Raw genomic sequence first — 15,921 nt, 5'->3', positions numbered from 1 at the left:
CGGAGAGACCCCACCCGTGCCCACGGCCTCCCCCCTGCTCGCCCCGCCCGCCCTCGACTGGCGCGGCACCACGCCGGTCGACCGAGCCACCGGCGACATCTATTTCAACGCCCAAGACGGCCGCGGCGAGACCGAGGGCGTGTTCCTCGCCGGCACCGGGCTGGCCCAGACCTGGGCCGGACGCCGGCGCTTTACGGTCGGCGAAACCGGCTTCGGCACCGGGCTCAATTTCCTGTGTACCTGGGACCTGTGGCGCCGCACGCCCGAGGCGCGGCGCCCCGGCCGGCTGCACTTCGTCTCGGTCGAGGGCCACCCGCTGACGCCCGGCGACCTGGCCCGCGCGCTCGCCGCGTTCCCCGACCTTGCGCCCCTGGCCCGGCAATTGGTGCGGCAATGGCCGCCCGGCGAACCGGGCTTCCACCGCCGCTGTTTCGACGACGACCGGGTCGCGCTGACTCTGCTGTTCGGCCCGGCGGCCCATATGCTGAGCCAGTTGGAGGCGCGCGTCGACGCCTGGTTTCTGGACGGCTTCGCGCCGGCCGCCAACCCGGCCATGTGGGACGACGCGGTGATCGCCGAACTGTCGCGGGTCAGCGCACCGGGCGCCCGGCTGGCCACCTACACCGCCGCCGGCGCGGTGCGCCGCACGCTCGCCGCCCACGGCTGGTCGGTGACCAAGGTGCCCGGCTACGGCGCCAAGCGCGACCGCATCGACGCGCGCTTCGAGCGCCGGCCGGGCAGCGCCTATCCCGGCCGCCCCTGGTGCGCGCCACCCGCCCCCCGCGCCGACGCCGGGCCGGTGGCCGTGGTCGGCAATGGCGTGGCGGCCATGCACATCACCCGCGCGCTGCGCGCCGAGGGCGTCGAGACGGTGATGATCGGCGCCGGCGAGCCCGCCTCGGCGGTGCCGGGCGGCGTCGCGGTGCCGCGGCTGAGCCTGGGCGACGACGCCGCCGCGCGGCTGGCGGTGCGCAGCTATCTGCACCTGACCGCGCCGATCGCCCCCGACCCCGACGCCGCGATCCTGTCCCTGGCACCGGGGGAGGGGGCGCGCTTCGACCGGCTGATGGCGCGCTTCGCCTGGGCCGATGACCAGATCCGCCCGGTCGACGCCGCCACCGCGTCCGACCTGCTGGGCACCCGGTCGACCGCGCCGGGCTATCTGTTGCCGAAAAGCCCGCTGGCCGCGCCCTATATGCTGATGCCCGACCGCCCCGGGCGGGTGACCGCCCTCGACCGCTGCGGCGACGGCTGGCGGCTGACGCTCGCCGACGGGTCGGCGCTCGACGCGGCCCATGTGGTGCTGGCCACCGGGTCGGACCTGGCGCTGTGCCCGACGCCCTTGCCGGTGCGCCTGCGCTGGGGGCGCACGGTGTGCCTGGCCGATCCGCCGATGGTGCCGCGCCGGCCGGTCAGCTTCGGCGGCCACGCGGTCGCCACGCCCAAGGGGCTGTGGGTCGGCTCCACCTTCGACAAGACCGACGAGGCCGGCGACGCCACCGCCGACCTGCTGGCCAAGATGGCCAAGGCGCTGCCCGACCTGGCCGACGCCCTGGCAGCGACGCCCGCCGCCCGGCAGTGGCGCGGCGCGCGCTCGACCACGCCCGACCATCTGCCGCTGGTGGGGCCGTTGTTCGCGCCCGAGCGGGTCGCCGCCGACTATGCGCCGCTGGCCCGCGACGCCAGCGACCCCCGGGTGCCGCCGCTCGAACCGCTGCCCGGGCTGACCCTGGTCAACGGGCTCGGCGCACGCGGCTATCAGACCGGGCCGCTGCTGGGCGAACTGGTGGCCGCGCAACTGGCCGGCGCGCCGTGGCCGGTGGAGCGCCATCTGGCCGAGGCCATGCACCCGGTGCGCTTCGCCATCAAGGCGCTGGTGCGCGGCCAGGCGCCGGTGGGCGCCGACCCGTGAGGGAGAAGGAGCTCAGGCTCGCGCTGGTCTGCTATGGCGGCATCTCGCTCGCCGTGCACATCCACGGCGTGACCCGCGAGCTCCACAAACTGGCCCGCGCCTCCAAGCTCTATTTCAGCGAAGCCGACCCCGCACGCCGGCGCACCGCCACCTTCGACGCCCTCGACACCCCCGACGGCCGCGAGATCGACACCGAACGGGTCTATTTCGACCTGTTGCAGGAGATCGGCCGCGACGTGCAGCTCAAGGTGGTGATCGACGTGATCGCCGGGGCGTCGGCGGGCGGCATCAACGGCGTCATGCTCGGCCGCGCCCTGGCCCACGACCTGCCGCTCGACGCGCTGCGCAGCCTGTGGCTCGACGAGGCCGATGTGGAGCGGCTGATGGCGCCCGAAAGCCGGCCCGGGCCACTGTCGAAGCTCTATAAGCGGCCGGTGTTCCTGTTCGTGCGGCTGCGCAATCTGGGCAATGTGCGCACCCTGTTGCGCCGCAGCACCGATTCGGAGATTCGCGCCAAGCTGGATTATTTCCTGCGCGCGCGCTGGTTCCGGCCGCCCTTCTCGGGCCGGCGGCTGTCGCGGCTGTTGCTCAAGGCCTGTTCCGCCATGGGCACCAGCGCCGGGCGCAGCGATAGCTGCCTGCCGCCCAACCAGCCGCTCGACCTGTTCGTCACCGTGACCGACTTTCGCGGCTATCGCCAGCGGCTCAAGCTGCACGACCCGGCCGAGATCGAGGAGACCGAACACCGGCTGACCCTGTCGTTCCGCCACCATCGATCGGTGGGCATCGACGAACAGGGCTTCAACGACGCCGCCCTGCCGGGGCTGGTGTTCGCCGCCCGCGCCACCTCGTGCTTTCCCGGCGCCTTCCCGCCCGCCCGGCTGCGCGAGATCGACCAGGTGTGCTTCGGCAACGCCCGGCCCTGGCCCGAACGCCAGGCATTCATCGACCGGGTGCTGGCGCCGGCGGTGACGCCGGGGCGCGCGGCGCATCGGATCGCCTTCATCGACGGCAGCGTGCTCAACAACAAGCCGTTCGGGCCGGTCATCGACACCCTGCCCGAGCGCGTGGCGCACCGCCAGGTGGACCGGCGCATCGTCTATGTGGACCCCGCCCCGCCGCGCCGCCGCGCCGTGCCGGCCGAAGAGACCATGCCGGGGTTTCTGCGCGTCATCTCGGGCGCGCTGTCGGTGATCCCGCGCAACCAGCCGGTGCGCGACGAACTGGAACGGCTGAACGCCCTGTCGGAGGAAACCCGCCGGCTGCGCGAGGTGGTCGACGCCGCCCGGCCGAGCGTCACCGACACCATCGCCCGGCTTTTGGGCCCGGCGCTGCGGCGCGGCGTGCGCGCCGACCGGCTGGCCGACTGGCGCACCAAGGCGCACGAGCGCGCCGCCCAGTCGGCCGGCTTCGCCTATGAGGGCTATCTGCAACTCAAGCTGGTGTCGGTGCTGCGCCGCCTGGCCGAGGCGATGGCCCGCGCGCCGGACGCGGGCCCCGATGCCGACGCCGACGCGATCGAGGCCCGCTTGCGCGCCTGGGCCGCCGAGGCCGGGGTGTTCCCCGCCCAGGCGGATGACACGGACAAGCCCTGGCACGATTTCCTGGCCCGTTTCGACGGGGATTATCGGGTCCGGCGCCTGCGCTTCGTGATCCGCCGCATCAACGAACTCTACGAGCAGCCAGGCGCGCCCACCGACACGCTCGACGCGCTCAAGGGCGCGCTCTACCGCTATCACGGAGCCGCCCGCTACGGCCTGGAGCGCGCGCTCGCCGTCGACGCCGACGCGGTTCTCGGACCGGTGCTCGGCGAGCCGGCCGCCGCCGCGACGGCCCCCGCAGCAACGCCCGAAACGGCCCCCGAGGCGGCCCCCGAGGCGGCCCCCGAGCGATCCCAGCCAGCGACGCCCGCACCCACCATCACGGACACGGCAGACGCACCGGTGACGGCAGCACCAGCGCGCGCGCCCGACGGCGACACGGCGGCCGGCGAAGGCGCGGCGCCGACCGACGGCGCCGACAGACCCGCTGAGCCGGCGGTGGGCGCCGGGCCCGCAGCCGGGCTCGACGAACTGGCCCGACGGCTCGGTCTCGACGCCCTCGACACCGCAGTGGATGCGGCGCTGGCGGGCCAGGTGAGCGCGCTGGACCGCGGCCCGATACGGCGCGACATTCTGGCCGCCTATCTGGGCTATGAGTTTTTCGACACGCTGATCTTCTCGATCACCCGGCAGCAGAACATCCACGAATTGGACGAGGTGCTGGTCGACCGGATCAGCCCCGAGGACGCCACCGCGCTCAGCAACGACCAGGGGCGCGGCTCGCTCAAGGGCACGGCGTTCGGCAATTTCGGCGCCTTCTTCTCGCGCGCCTATCGCGAGCATGACTATCTGTGGGGCCGGCTGCACGGCGCCGAGCGCTTGGTCGACATCGTCGCCAACTCGGCCGAGGCGAGCGGCGCCCGGGTCGACCGCGACGCCATCAAGCGCCGGCTGTTCCGCGCCATCCTGGAGCGCGAGGCACCGCGCCTGACCGAAATCCGCGACGTCACCGGCGAGTTGAAAGTGATCCTCGATATGGTTTGACGCCCGGCCTCGAACCGCGACACATAGTCGAAACGCCACCAGAGCGCCGCAATCGTCGCGCACACAGGGACCCCGGCTTCGTGACCCCATCGCCCCAACCCGCAGAGGCAACGCCATGATCGGCCTGTTCGATTCGGGCTCGGGCGGGCTGACCGTGCTGGCCGCCTGCGCCGACGCCCTGCCCGACCGCCGGTTCATCTATCTGGGCGACCATGCGCAGACGCCCTATGGCCCGCGCTCGGCCGACGACATCCAAAGGCTGACCCGGCGCGGCGTGGCGCACCTGTTCGCGCGCGGCTGCCGGCTGGTGCTGATCGCCTGCAACACCGCCGCCGCTGTAGCGCTGCGGCCGCTGCAACAGACCTGGCTGGCCGAGGACCATGCCGACCGCCGCGTGCTCGGCGTCCATGTGCCGCTGATCGAGGCGCTGACCGGCACCCAGTGGGCGCAACCCGCCAGCCTGCCGCGCCGCGCCGGCCAAGGTCCGCGCACCATCGCCGTGTTCGCGACGCCGGCAACGGTGGCCAGCGGCGCGTTCGAACGCGAGACCGCCCTGCGCGCCGAGGGCCTGACCGTGTTGTCGCAAGCCTGCCCCGGCCTCGCCGACGCCATCGAAGCGGGCGAGGACGCCGAGGCCCTGACCGCGCGCATCGGCGGCTTCTGGGACGCGCTCGCCCACGACCCGCGCGCCGCGGCGATCGACAGCGTGGTGCTCGCCTGCACCCACTATCCCCTGGTCGCGCCGCTGTTCGCCGACGTGCTGCCCCGGCGCATCCAGATCCTGGTCCAACCCCACATCGTCGCCGGCGCGTTGGTCGGCTATCTGGCGCGCAACCCGCATCTGTCGGTGCGCCGCGACGCCGAGGGCGCTGGGGGCGCCGGGGTCACCCTGCTGACCACCGGCGACCCGGCCCTGCTGGTCGACGCCTCGCCCTGGCTGCCGCCGCGCTTTCGCCATTTCGAGCGGGTCCGCCTGTGAGCGCGCCCGCCTTCACCGTCGGCCGGCCGCGCGTGCTCTACCGCGACCCGCGCTTCTACAGCGCCTTTCCAAGCCTGGCCGCCCTCGGCGACGGCCGGCTCTTGCTGGCCTTTCGCCGGGCGCCCGACCACCGCCACCTGTTCGCCCCCGACCAGCGCGCCGAGGCGTTCGACCGGGTCGACCATCTCCACCCCCGGAGCCACACCGCCCTGCTGCCGCTCGGCGCCGACCTGGCGCCGGCCGGGCCGCTCGCCACCCTGGCTGGCGAGGCCGAGACCGCCGACCAGGACAGTTCGCTCCTGCGCCTGTCGGATGGGCGCTTGGTGCATCTGGGCTTTCGCTGGCTGCCGGTGACCGACGCCGTCGAGGCGCTGGCCGAGCCGCTGCGGCCGTTCGCGCGGCAGGGCGAGACCGGGCCCGCCTATCTGCACTGGCACGCCGCCGCGCGCACCAGCGACGACGCCGGCGCCAGTTGGAGCGCCCCCACCCCGTTCGCGCCCGACCCGCTGGTGCGCGCCGACCTGGCCCCTTGGGTGCCCGGCACCAGTTCGGTGCGCGGCCAGATCGTCGAACGCGCCGACGGCACGCTGCTGGTGGCGGCGTATGCCTTCGCGCTCGACGGCGTCCGGGGCAGCGCGGTGCGCCTCTTTGAAAGCCGCGACCGGGGCCGCACCTGGCAGCCCGTGGGCGCGCCCCTGACCCTGGCCGACGCGCAACTGAGCGAGGCGAGCCTGGTCGCCTGGCCGCGCGGTCGGATCTCGCTGTTCGCGCGCACCCACGGCGCCGAGGGCCGCCTTGCCTACAGCGTCGCGGCCGACGGCGGGGCCCGCTTCTCCTGCCCCCGCCGGCTCGACATCCACGGCCACCCAGCCGTGGCCCAGCCGCTGCCCGACGGCCGGCTGTTGCTGGTCTATGGCGTGCGCACCGAGCCCTATGGCGTGCGTGCGCGCGTGTTGCGCCCGGGATCTGCGCCGGGCGCCGCGCCGCTGGCCGACGGGCCCGAGATCGTGCTGCGCGACGACGCCCCCGGGCCCGACACCGGCTATCCCTGGGTCGCGCCCTTAGCGGCGGGGCGGCTGGCGGTCGCCTACTACACCGCCGACGAGCACGGCATCCGGGGCATCGAGGGCCAGATACTCAGCCCCGCCTGAGGCCGGCCGCCTATGGCGCCTGACGGCCCCGTCATCAAAAAAGATGACTTTATCGGTCTTCTATTGTTAGACTGCCGCTTCGGCCATGTGGCCCGCCCTCCCATCGACCGAAGAGGACCCGACCCATGAGCGACACCGACACCGCGCCGCCCAGGACCCGCGTTACCACGCGCACCGGCGACCGAGGCCGCACCGGCCTCGGCATGGGCGCCCGGGTATCCAAGGCCGACCCGCGCGTCGAAGCCTATGGCACGGTGGACGAGGCCAATTCGGCCATCGGCCTGTTGCGCACCATGCTCGCCGGCCGTGCCGACCGCCAGCAGTTGGACGCCCGGCTGCGCGCCATCCAGGTGGACCTGTTCAACGTCGCCGCCGACCTGAGCATGCCCGGCGCGGCGGGCGACGACTTGCGCCTGACCGCCGCGCCGATGGAGCGCATCGAGGTGGAGATGGACGCGATGAACGAGGCGCTGCCGCGCCTGGCCAATTTCATCCTGCCCACCGGACAGGGCATGGCCGCCGCCCAGGCCCATGTGGCGCGCACGGTGGTGCGCCGGGCCGAACGCCGTCTGGTCCGGCTGATGGAGGCCGAGCCCGACGCGGTGAACCCCGAGGTGCTGCGCTACCTCAACCGCTTGGCCGACTATTGCTTCGTGCTCGCCCGGCACCTGAACGACAAGGGCGCGGCCGACGATGTGTGGGCGCCGCGCGGCCTGCGCTGACCCCCGCCGAACGGGAGCCAGCGGCGCGCCTAATAGTGCGCGCTGACCGCGATGTGGTCCGAGATCAGGTTGATGCGGGTCACCTGGGCCAGCGCTGTCCGGTTGGCGGCGCTGCCATTGGCGGTGAAATAGTCAAGGTTGCGCACGCCGCAGGTGCCCTCGCCTGACTCATACAGATGGCCGTGCGGGATCGGGTTGGCCTGGGGGTAAAGGTCGCCCGGCTGGCAATTGAAGTCGCCGCCGATCACATAATCGTCAGTGCCTTGCGCGCCCGCTGCGGCCGCGATCATGTCGCTCACATAGGTGCGCGACAGGGCCGCCCCAACGCCCGAGGGCGCATGCATGGTATAGTAGGTGGCGGTGCCCATGGTGACGCCGACGATCGGCCGGGTGCCCGGCGCGCCCTGCGGCGGGCCATGGACCACCACGCTGCCGGTCAAGTCGGCGGCCTGGCCGTTGACCGGGTCGGTCTGGACCAGGACCGCGTAGGAGACCCGGTTATTGCCCTGGCCCCAACGCCGATGGGCGATGAAATAGGTCAGCGGCCGGCTCGACGTGCCGAAATTCTTCGACAGGGCGGTGATATTGGCCGGCGGCTGGCCCCAGCCCTGGGGCGTCTCGGCGCCCGGTACGTCGGAGCATTCCTGCAGGAACACGATCGCCGGCTGCTCGGGCAGGTCATACTGGGCCGGGCGCTGGATACGGCCGGCGAGCGCCTGCCACTTGCTGTCATAGCTGCCTTGGCCGCCCTGCATGTTCCAGGTGAGCATCAGAGACATGGGGGTGCACCTTTTCGCGATGGATGACGACCACGCAAGCGTGCTCGATCGCCACCCTCCAGTGCACGGGTCCCCGGTTCACCCAGGCCAAAACGGCGCCCCGCCGCCGCCCGAGGACCGCACCCGATAGCCACACCGGCCCATTTTGCGCCACCCTTTGCTCCACCCCAATGCAACGGTCTTGGGCGCAGACTGGGGCCGGACGCGAAGACCGGCCAAACCGGAGAGAAGGTCAGACTGATGAGCGATACGTATCTCGGAGCATGCCTATGCGGAGAAGTCCGCTTCAAAGTTCGTGGGGAGTTTCAGCACTTTTTCCTCTGTCACTGCCGGCGCTGTCGCAAGGACACCGGGTCGGCTCACGCCGCGACCCTCTTTTCGTCGACGGCGACGATAGAGTGGTTGTCCGGCGAGGAGAGCGTCAGCCACTATGTCGTCCCCGAAACCCGGCATGCGAAGTGCTTCTGCGCGCAATGCGGCGCCGCCGTTCCGAGCCGACAAATGGACGGCGCCCTGCTCGTCGTACCCGCCGGAAGCCTCGACAGTTCCATCGAGATGCGGCCAACGGCTCATATCTGTGTTGCAAGTCGCGCCGGCTGGGATCGGAACCTGCATGAGATTCCAGAGCTCGATGCTCTACCAATGTAGAAACGGCGGCTTGCGGCGACAGATCACCGCTACGGAACACCGTCGGGACGGGGTGGCGGGCCGAAGCCGATGAAAAAGAGAACTACACCTACGCTATAGCCCTCTAACAGGCTGCTGGAAAACTCCGACCACCGCAGGTTCGACGCGAAAGTGCGTCACTTTTCGGGCTCTCTCGTGGAGCTAATGAAAACCCAACTCGTCGGCGCCTGCCGAGCGGGCCGAGAGGTGCGCTCCTAAAACCTTTTTCAGCAGCCCTCTAAAATTAAGGCTCGAACGGAATGGTTCGAATGAGGCAGATGGTCGCGCAATTCACACTTCTGTTCCGGCGTTTGCGGCAGAGTTTTCCTGGGAAATCAGCGCCGCCGATTTTTATGCGACGCATAGGATTTCCGCGCAATATCAACTGATCATTCTCTTTACCGCACTTAATAGAAACTCGTCCTGATAGTGGCCTGCAACGAAGGACAAGCCAACCGGACAGGTGTCCACGGTCAATAGCGGAGCAGAGATTTCCGGCAAACGTGCCACACCGGAAAACGCGGTGATGGTCATCGTCGGATCATAGAAGTTCATCACCGCTTCAAGCGTGTTCAGGGAGCCTTTCCGGGGCGCGATTTTTGGCGTCGTAGGGAAGCAGATCAGCGTTTCCGGGGTGAAGAAGGCATTGATCTGCCTGAAGAGGCTTTCACACCTCGCCATGTTGTCGAGCGCCGCGATGCGGTCGAACCTCTGGACATTTCCGTAGGCCATCGAGAACGTGAAGCCGAGTTCAGGCTTGCAGGCTTCGATCCAGTTGCCGACCGTGCTCTGGAATTCGGCGGTCTGCAGATCACGCAATCCATTCAGGTTGCAGACCTTCAGTTCGCACGCCTCCCCGACGATTTCGGAAAACCTTACCGGCTCGATCACAATGCCGGTGCGTTCTGCCATTCGATCCAATGCGCTGCCAACTTCATCTCGAACAGCGGCATCCGCGATCTCAAGCGCATCCTGCAAGACGAGCATACGCCGTGGCGACGGCATCGGCGAAGCGGGGGCGTTCAGCAAGACGCGCATCGCCGCATCGAGCACCTCGAACCGATCCGCGAGCACGCCTACGGTACTGACGCTTGGCTGGAACGGCAAAACGCCGGCCTCGGAAATCCGATGAAGGGAGGGACGCATCCCCCAAAGACCGCAAAGGCTTGCTGGAACACGGATAGAACCTCCCGCGTCCGTGCAAAGAGAAAAATCCGCCAGACCATTGGCGACGGAAGCAGCCGAGCCGCTAGACGACCCGCCGGGAACGCGATCCGGTGCTTTCGCGTTTCGGGGGGTGCCAAAATAGAAGCTCTCCCCGTCGAGGCTATACGTGAACTCATCCGCCACGACCTTCCCGACGCAGCGCGCTCCAGAGGCAAGCAGTTGATCAACGCAGAGGGCGTTGTGAACAGGTGCGGGATGTGCGTCCCGCCAGGCGGGGCTTCCATAGGAAGTCTTATGTCCCGCAAGGTCGATGTTATCTTTCACGGTGAAGCGAAGCCCATCCAGCGAACCGCTACGTACGGGCGCGAGGTCAAGCTGTTCGACCAGTGCGCCGGATGGGTCTGTTGGAGAGCTAGGCATATAGTCTATTTCCTGGCGCGAATCTGAACGGATTTTCGGGCAGTTCTACAGCGCCGGGTCGAGACGATCACGCTCGTCTGTCACAATGTCCCAGAATCTGAGACAGGCTCAGCGCCTCGCTCACCTGTTTCAGGGGACACCATTGTTAACGATCAAAGGCCGCAGGGGGGGGCATCCTGATTTTCAAGATTTGCCGGGCTGTAGCGTAAAAACTGCGTCTTGCTATTCCACCCGGTGGAATGCGGTGTTCGGCGGCAATATCGCGCTATAGAGGGCAATCGGCGGGAATGGCGGAGCAGGCGGGATTCGAACCCGCGAGGGCTTGCGCCCAACACGCTTTCCAGGCGTGCGCCTTAAACCGCTCGGCCACTGCTCCAGACGCCAGGGGTGCGGTCGGGCCTTGGCCCTACACATTCCGCGGCCATCTGGCAAGGCCCGGGCAGAAAAATCACTGCCGGCCCGGGCGAACGGCCCCGGCTCCCGCGCCAAGGCCCGGCCCGGTTCGGCGCTCGACCGCATAGGTTGCGACCAGAACCGCGAACGAAAAGACCAACAGGCCCGCCGCCAGACGGTGCGCCGCAGCATAGTCAAGCGTCGCAACATGCTCATAGAGCGCGATCGAGACCAAGCGCGTCTCCCCGGGAATATTGCCGCCGACCATCAACACGCCACCGAACTCGCCCACCGTATGGGCAAAACTCAATACACCGGCAACCAGATAGCCGCGCCGCGCCTGGGGCAGCACCACCCGCTGGAACACCCCCCAAGGCCCGGCGCCGAGCGTCGCAGCCGCTTCCAGGGGCGCCCGCCCCACGGCGGCGAAGGCGGCCTGGAGCGGCTGAACCGCAAACGGCAGCGAATAGAGCACCGAGGCGACCACCAAGCCCTGGAACGAAAAGGTCAGGGTCTGACCGGTGAGCGACACCCACAACTCGCCGAGCGGCGCCGTCGGCGCAAAGGCGAGCAGCAGATAGAAACCGAGCACGGTGGGCGGCAACACCAGCGGCAGAGCCACCAGCGCCTCCACCAGCGGCCGCCAGCGGGTCCGTCGGGTTGCCAACCACCAGGCGATGGGCGTGGCCAGCACCAGCAGCACCGCCGTGGTCACAGCCGCCAGCAGCATCGTCAACCCGACCGGCCCCGCCGCGGCCTCGCCACTGCCCGACAGCAGCATCCCTGAAACCGCCGGCATGGCCGAGGCCGCGCCAAGCCCGGTCGCCCAGATCATCGCGCCGGCACACCGTAGCCGAAATCGCCGATCAAAGCGGCGGCCTCGTCGCTTTGCAGGAAGACCAAAAACGCCTCGGCCGCCCGATTGTCTCGGCCGCCGCTCAGCAGGACGGCGTCTTGGCGCACCGGCGGGTGAAAACCGGGCGGCACGGCCCACCATCGGCCGCGCACGCCGTTGGGGCGAGCGAGCACCGACGCCAGCCCGACAAAGCCCCAGTCGGCATTGCCGGTGGCCGTGAGGGCGAACGCCTGGCCCACATTCTCGGCGCGCACAAGACGCGACGCCAGCGCTTCGGTCAGATCCAGACGGGCCAGCACCGCCATCGCCGCCGCGCCATAGGGCGCCAGATCCGGGTTGGCCACGGCAAGGCGACGGAACGAGCGAGCGCGCAGCACCGCCGGCCCATCGACAGTCGCGCCGCCAGGCGCCGGCTGCCAGAGGGCGAGCCGACCGACCGCGTAAGTAAAGCGCGAGCCGGCGAGCGCGTGACCCTGGGCCACCAGGCGGGCCGGTCGGTCGGCGTCGGCGGCCAGGAACACGTGATAGGGCGCGCCATAGCGGATCTGGGCATAAAGCCCGCCGGTCGAGCCGTGGACCACGCGCAACGCCAGCCGGTCCTCGCAACGGCGCGAAAACGCCTCGACCAGCGCCGCGAGCGGCCGGGCGAAATTGGCCGCCACCGCAACGGTCGCCGTCTCCGCCGCGCGCCCCGGCATGGCCGCCGCCTCCCACAGGACGCCGACACCGACAAGAAGGCCAAACAGCCACGTCCGCATCTTCCGCTCCCCCCGCCCACAGGCCGCCACCACCAGGCCATGGCTGGGGGGCGATTGCGACGGAGTCTAGCGGGATGGGCGGTCGGGAGCCAGCGGTCAGGCGTCACCCCGGCGGCGTGCACGCCAACCGGCGCCGCTGCTCAGGCGCGCGAACGGCGGCCCCAAGCCGAGCCCGAGCCGGCCGTAACGCGGTCATGGACCGGCGACACCAGCGGGGGCCCGGCAGAGACGGCCCGGGCGCCGGCACCAAGCCCGCCGCCGCCCGGGTTTTGCCAGAACAGGTGCGCGACCGGTCAGGCGACCTGTTCGCCGCGTGCCAGGGCGCACTCCGCCCACATTTCGCCGAGGCTGTCGAGCAGGTGGTCGATGTCCTCGTCGGTGTGCATGGGGCTCGGCGTGATACGCAGCCGCTCGGTGCCCTTGGGCACGGTGGGATAGTTGATCGGCTGGACATAGATGCCATAGGCGTCGAGCAGCCGGTCGGAAATGCGCTTGCACTTCTTCGGGTCGCCCACCATCACCGGCACGATATGGCTGGGGTTGGGCATGTGCGGGATGCCCATGATGTCGAGCTTGCGGCGCACCCGGGCCACCTGGCGCTGGTGCAATTCGCGCTCAGCCGAACTGGTCTTCAGGTGGTTGATGCTGACCCGCGCGGCCGCCGCGATCGCCGGCGGCAGGGCGGTGGTGAAGATGAAGCCCGAGGCGAAGCTGCGGATAAAGTCGCACAACGCGTGGCTGCCGGTGATGTAGCCGCCGATCACGCCATAGGCCTTGCCCAGCGTGCCCTCGATCAGGTCGACCCGGTCCATCACGCCGTCGCGCTCGGCGATGCCGCCGCCGCGCGGCCCGTAAAGGCCCACCGCGTGCACCTCATCCAGATAGGTCATCGCGCCGTATTGTTCTGCGAGGTCGCAAATCGCAGCGATGGGGGCGATGTCCCCGTCCATGGAATAGACGGACTCGAAGGCGATGATCTTGGGCTGGGCCGGGTCCAGCTCGGCCAGCTTGGCTTCCAGATCGGCCAGGTCATTGTGCTTCCAGATGCGTTTCTGGCAACGGCTGTGGCGGATGCCTTCGATCATCGAGGCATGGTTGCCCTCGTCCGACAGCACGACGCAGCCGGGCATCTTGGACGCCAGGGTGGTTAGGGAAGCCCAGTTGGACATGTAGCCCGAGTTGAACAGCAGCGCGCCTTCCTTGCCGTGCAGGTCGGCGAGTTCGCGTTCCAGCAACACATGCTCGTGGGTGGTGCCGGAGATATTGCGCGTGCCGCCGGCGCCCGCCCCATAGCGCTCGACCGCTTCGTGCATGGCGTTGAGCACGACCGGGTGCTGGCCCATGCCCAGATAATCGTTCGAGCACCAGACCGTGACCGGGCGCTTACCCTCGGGTCGATAGTGGGTGGCCTTGGGGAAGTTGCCCCGGTGGCGCTCAAGTTCGGCAAAAACGCGGTAATTCCCCTCCTCTGCCAACTTGTCCAATTCCGTTTGGAAAAAAGTCTCGTAATTCATGACGTCCTCCCAGGGCTATCGGGGGCAATGCGGGGCAGAAGGCCGGCGTCCTTGCACCCTGCCCGACAGGGCTCGGGATATGGGGCGAGGGGATTCTTTTCCGCATACTCATGACGCACATCGCGCGCCTTGGAGGCCGGTCGCTCAGGCGACTCCGACCGGTGGAAACAGTTCCAGAGGCCCGCCAAAGGCAGCGGCAGAACCAGGAACCAGTGTTCGATCATGGCAAGGCCGAGCATGGCGGCCAGGAAGGTATAACTGATCGCGGTGGCCGAGCCCGCGGGCGCCGCCATCGCTTCGGTGACCAGCCAGTATTCCGCCGCGCCGGCCACGACCTGCGACACGGGGAAAAACGGGTTCATCGGTCGCACGCGCAGGAAGCTTTTGAGAAAGTCCATATGCGGTGCGACCCAGTCTTCGCTGACGTTGCGCACGCCCAGGAAGACGTTGATACGGGCGCTCTGGTGCATCACCATGACCAGCATGAAGGTCAGCAGCGCCAATTGATTGGGCGACCCCCAAGTAATCGCGGCGATGACCACGCCGGTCACCACGATCGAGATCTCGTGATACTTGGAGATCTGCAAGGCGTGACCGAAATGGCGCCAGCCCGAGCAGCCGGGCGCGCAGCGATGTTTGCGCGGCCCGGTCAGATAGCCCAGATAGAAGGTCAGTTCCTGCCAGCCCCAGGCGATCAACCCGCAACTGAACGAACAGAACAACGCCGCCGGGGTGGTCGCCTCGGCGCTCCAGTCGAGGCCGAGCAGAGCGCCGGCGAACAACAGGGTGCCGCCGGCCAACGACCATTTGAACGTCCAGCGCGGCCGGCGGTTCAAGTACAGGATCAGCCCCGTGCTGAACCACCACAGGAACACGGCATACCCCACGATGACGAGCGGGTGGGACAGCATGGCGGGCATGTCCATGGGGCGGCTCCCTTCGCTTACCAGGCAGGCTGCAGGCGGATGCCCTGCGGCAGCTCGTTCTTGACCGCCGGCAGCATGTAAAGCTGCGCGAAGGTCAGCGCGGTACCGAGGCCGTAATACGCCCGCTTCAGGTTGCCGAAGAAGCCGCCCTGCTCAGCCCCTTGCGCGACCTTGTCGGACTGCTTGCGCAGCCGCTCCATGCCGGCGCGGAACTTCGGGTTGTCGATGTCCAGCAGCACCGGAAACACCTGCGACGACACCTCGCGGGTGATGCGGAACACGGTATAGTCGTATTCGGTGGGGTCCAGTTGCAGCGCCTTGTGGAAGGCCGGCCGGCTGTGGTCGCGCACATACATGGTGGCGTAGACGGCAAGCTGGAAAAACCGGATCCACAGCTTGTTGCCGCCCTTGAGCAGCTTGGGGTCGGCGCGCATGATCATCGCCAGCGCCTCGCCATGCTTGAACTCGTCGTTGCACCACTCCTTGTACCACTTGAAGATCGGGTGGAACTGGAGCTCGGGGTGGCGTTCGAGCTGACGATAGATGGTGATATAGCGCGCGTAGCCGATCTTTTCCGACAGATAGGTGGCGTACCAGATGAACTTGGGCTTGAAGTAGGTGTACTTCTTTTCCTTGGTCAGGAAGCCCAGGTCGACGCCGATGCCGAAATCCTTCAGCACGTCGTTGATGAAGCCGGCGTGGCGCGCCTCGTCGCGGCTCATGTAGCGGAACAGGTCGCGCGCGTCCTGGTTGGAAACCCGCTTCTTGATCTCGGCATAGAGGATGCAGCCGGAAAACTCGGCGGTCACCGAACTGACCAGGAAGTCGACGAATTCGTCGCGCAAGTCCTTGGGCAGCGCATCGAGGTCGGCCTCGTCGAAGTCGGGCGTGCGGTTGAAGTGCTGCTTGTTGGGATCGGCCTTGAAATCGGCCATCAACTGATCCCACTCCGTGCGCACCAGGCTGACGTCCAACTGGTCGAGCGCTTCATAGTCGGTGGTATAGAAGCGCGGGCTCAGGATGGTGTCTTCCTGGGCCATGTCGGTGGTCTTGTAGCTGAGCGTATCTTCGCCGGTCGCCTGCATGTGCTCGA

Annotated in this window: 13 protein-coding genes and 1 tRNA gene; 6 read left to right on the top strand and 8 right to left on the bottom strand. The window is 68.8% G+C overall.

Annotation, left to right across the window (positions count from 1 at the left end; all coding sequences use genetic code 11):
- The first annotated feature begins 16 nt into the window (after positions 1-16).
- The 5 genes from mnmC2 (at position 17) to EV659_RS07405 (ending at position 7,349) form a co-directional block, all read left to right on the top strand.
- On the top strand, positions 17-1,912 hold the full coding sequence (gene mnmC2, locus EV659_RS07425; protein ID WP_165878778.1) for a tRNA (5-methylaminomethyl-2-thiouridine)(34)-methyltransferase MnmC2: 1,896 nt from the start codon (positions 17-19) through the stop codon (positions 1,910-1,912).
- Complete coding sequence (locus EV659_RS07420; RefSeq protein WP_165878777.1) at positions 1,909-4,497, top strand: patatin-like protein; 2,589 nt, start codon at positions 1,909-1,911, stop codon at positions 4,495-4,497. Before mnmC2 ends, EV659_RS07420 begins: the two co-directional genes overlap by 4 nt.
- 115 nt (positions 4,498-4,612) lie before the next feature.
- Positions 4,613-5,476 carry a glutamate racemase gene (locus EV659_RS07415; protein WP_132708231.1) on the top strand — a complete coding sequence of 288 codons (864 nt, stop codon included), beginning with the start codon at positions 4,613-4,615 and terminating at the stop codon, positions 5,474-5,476.
- Positions 5,473-6,627, top strand: coding sequence for a sialidase family protein (locus EV659_RS07410; RefSeq protein WP_132708230.1), 1,155 nt, complete (start codon positions 5,473-5,475; stop codon positions 6,625-6,627). The genes EV659_RS07415 and EV659_RS07410 overlap by 4 nt, the downstream gene beginning before the upstream one ends.
- 125 nt (positions 6,628-6,752) lie before the next feature.
- Positions 6,753-7,349: a cob(I)yrinic acid a,c-diamide adenosyltransferase gene (locus EV659_RS07405; protein ID WP_132708229.1), complete on the top strand. Its 597-nt coding sequence runs from the start codon at positions 6,753-6,755 to the stop codon at positions 7,347-7,349.
- A gap of 29 nt (positions 7,350-7,378) precedes the next feature.
- Here the strand turns inward: EV659_RS07405 and EV659_RS07400 are convergent, their stop codons facing one another.
- Complete coding sequence (locus EV659_RS07400; RefSeq protein WP_132708228.1) at positions 7,379-8,128, bottom strand: endonuclease/exonuclease/phosphatase family protein; 750 nt, start codon at positions 8,126-8,128, stop codon at positions 7,379-7,381.
- A 240-nt stretch (positions 8,129-8,368) separates the two neighbouring features.
- On the opposite strand from EV659_RS07400, the gene EV659_RS07395 reads away from it, so the two are divergent.
- The gene (locus EV659_RS07395; RefSeq protein WP_132708227.1) at positions 8,369-8,776 is read left to right on the top strand and encodes a GFA family protein; all 408 of its coding nucleotides are present in this window, start codon (positions 8,369-8,371) and stop codon (positions 8,774-8,776) included.
- Between the two features lie 399 nt (positions 8,777-9,175).
- Here EV659_RS07395 and EV659_RS07390 read toward each other — a convergent pair whose 3' ends face one another.
- The 7 genes from EV659_RS07390 to acsF form a co-directional block, all read right to left on the bottom strand.
- Entirely contained in the window at positions 9,176-10,381 is a 1,206-nt protein-coding gene (locus EV659_RS07390; protein WP_132708226.1) for an amidase family protein, read from the bottom strand.
- A gap of 288 nt (positions 10,382-10,669) precedes the next feature.
- Positions 10,670-10,757: transfer RNA gene (locus EV659_RS07385), tRNA-Ser, on the bottom strand.
- Between the two features lie 72 nt (positions 10,758-10,829).
- Positions 10,830-11,555 carry a molybdate ABC transporter permease subunit gene (gene modB / locus EV659_RS07380; RefSeq protein WP_132708314.1) on the bottom strand — a complete coding sequence of 242 codons (726 nt, stop codon included), beginning with the start codon at positions 11,553-11,555 and terminating at the stop codon, positions 10,830-10,832.
- Between the two features lie 50 nt (positions 11,556-11,605).
- Positions 11,606-12,388 carry a molybdate ABC transporter substrate-binding protein gene (gene modA / locus EV659_RS07375; protein WP_132708225.1) on the bottom strand — a complete coding sequence of 261 codons (783 nt, stop codon included), beginning with the start codon at positions 12,386-12,388 and terminating at the stop codon, positions 11,606-11,608.
- A 293-nt stretch (positions 12,389-12,681) separates the two neighbouring features.
- Complete coding sequence (gene hemA, locus EV659_RS07370; RefSeq protein WP_132708224.1) at positions 12,682-13,902, bottom strand: 5-aminolevulinate synthase; 1,221 nt, start codon at positions 13,900-13,902, stop codon at positions 12,682-12,684.
- The gene (gene puhE, locus EV659_RS07365) at positions 13,899-14,828 is read right to left on the bottom strand and encodes a putative photosynthetic complex assembly protein PuhE (protein WP_132708223.1); all 930 of its coding nucleotides are present in this window, start codon (positions 14,826-14,828) and stop codon (positions 13,899-13,901) included. Before puhE ends, hemA begins: the two co-directional genes overlap by 4 nt.
- 17 nt (positions 14,829-14,845) lie before the next feature.
- Entirely contained in the window at positions 14,846-15,913 is a 1,068-nt protein-coding gene (gene acsF, locus EV659_RS07360) for a magnesium-protoporphyrin IX monomethyl ester (oxidative) cyclase (protein ID WP_132708313.1), read from the bottom strand.
- Positions 15,914-15,921: the final 8 nt, after the last annotated feature.

The organism is Rhodothalassium salexigens DSM 2132, from assembly GCF_004341375.1.
Lineage (GTDB): Bacteria > Pseudomonadota > Alphaproteobacteria > Sphingomonadales > Rhodothalassiaceae > Rhodothalassium > Rhodothalassium salexigens.
This window is presented reverse-complemented; position numbering and strand designations above follow the sequence as displayed.

Bases quoted from the DNA above. Each gene is read 5' to 3' on its own strand.
- EV659_RS07415 (WP_132708231.1), top strand. From the start codon at position 4,613: ATGATCGGCCTGTTCGATTCGGGCTCGGGCGGGCTGACCGTGCTGGCC.
- EV659_RS07405 (WP_132708229.1), top strand. From the start codon at position 6,753: ATGAGCGACACCGACACCGCGCCGCCCAGGACCCGCGTTACCACGCGC.
- EV659_RS07400 (WP_132708228.1), bottom strand. From the start codon at position 8,128: ATGTCTCTGATGCTCACCTGGAACATGCAGGGCGGCCAAGGCAGCTAT.
- EV659_RS07395 (WP_132708227.1), top strand. From the start codon at position 8,369: ATGAGCGATACGTATCTCGGAGCATGCCTATGCGGAGAAGTCCGCTTC.
- EV659_RS07390 (WP_132708226.1), bottom strand. From the start codon at position 10,381: ATGCCTAGCTCTCCAACAGACCCATCCGGCGCACTGGTCGAACAGCTT.
- modB (WP_132708314.1), bottom strand. From the start codon at position 11,555: ATGCTGCTGTCGGGCAGTGGCGAGGCCGCGGCGGGGCCGGTCGGGTTG.
- modA (WP_132708225.1), bottom strand. From the start codon at position 12,388: ATGCGGACGTGGCTGTTTGGCCTTCTTGTCGGTGTCGGCGTCCTGTGG.
- hemA (WP_132708224.1), bottom strand. From the start codon at position 13,902: ATGAATTACGAGACTTTTTTCCAAACGGAATTGGACAAGTTGGCAGAG.
- puhE (WP_132708223.1), bottom strand. From the start codon at position 14,828: ATGGACATGCCCGCCATGCTGTCCCACCCGCTCGTCATCGTGGGGTAT.
- acsF (WP_132708313.1), bottom strand. From the start codon at position 15,913: ATGCAGGCGACCGGCGAAGATACGCTCAGCTACAAGACCACCGACATG.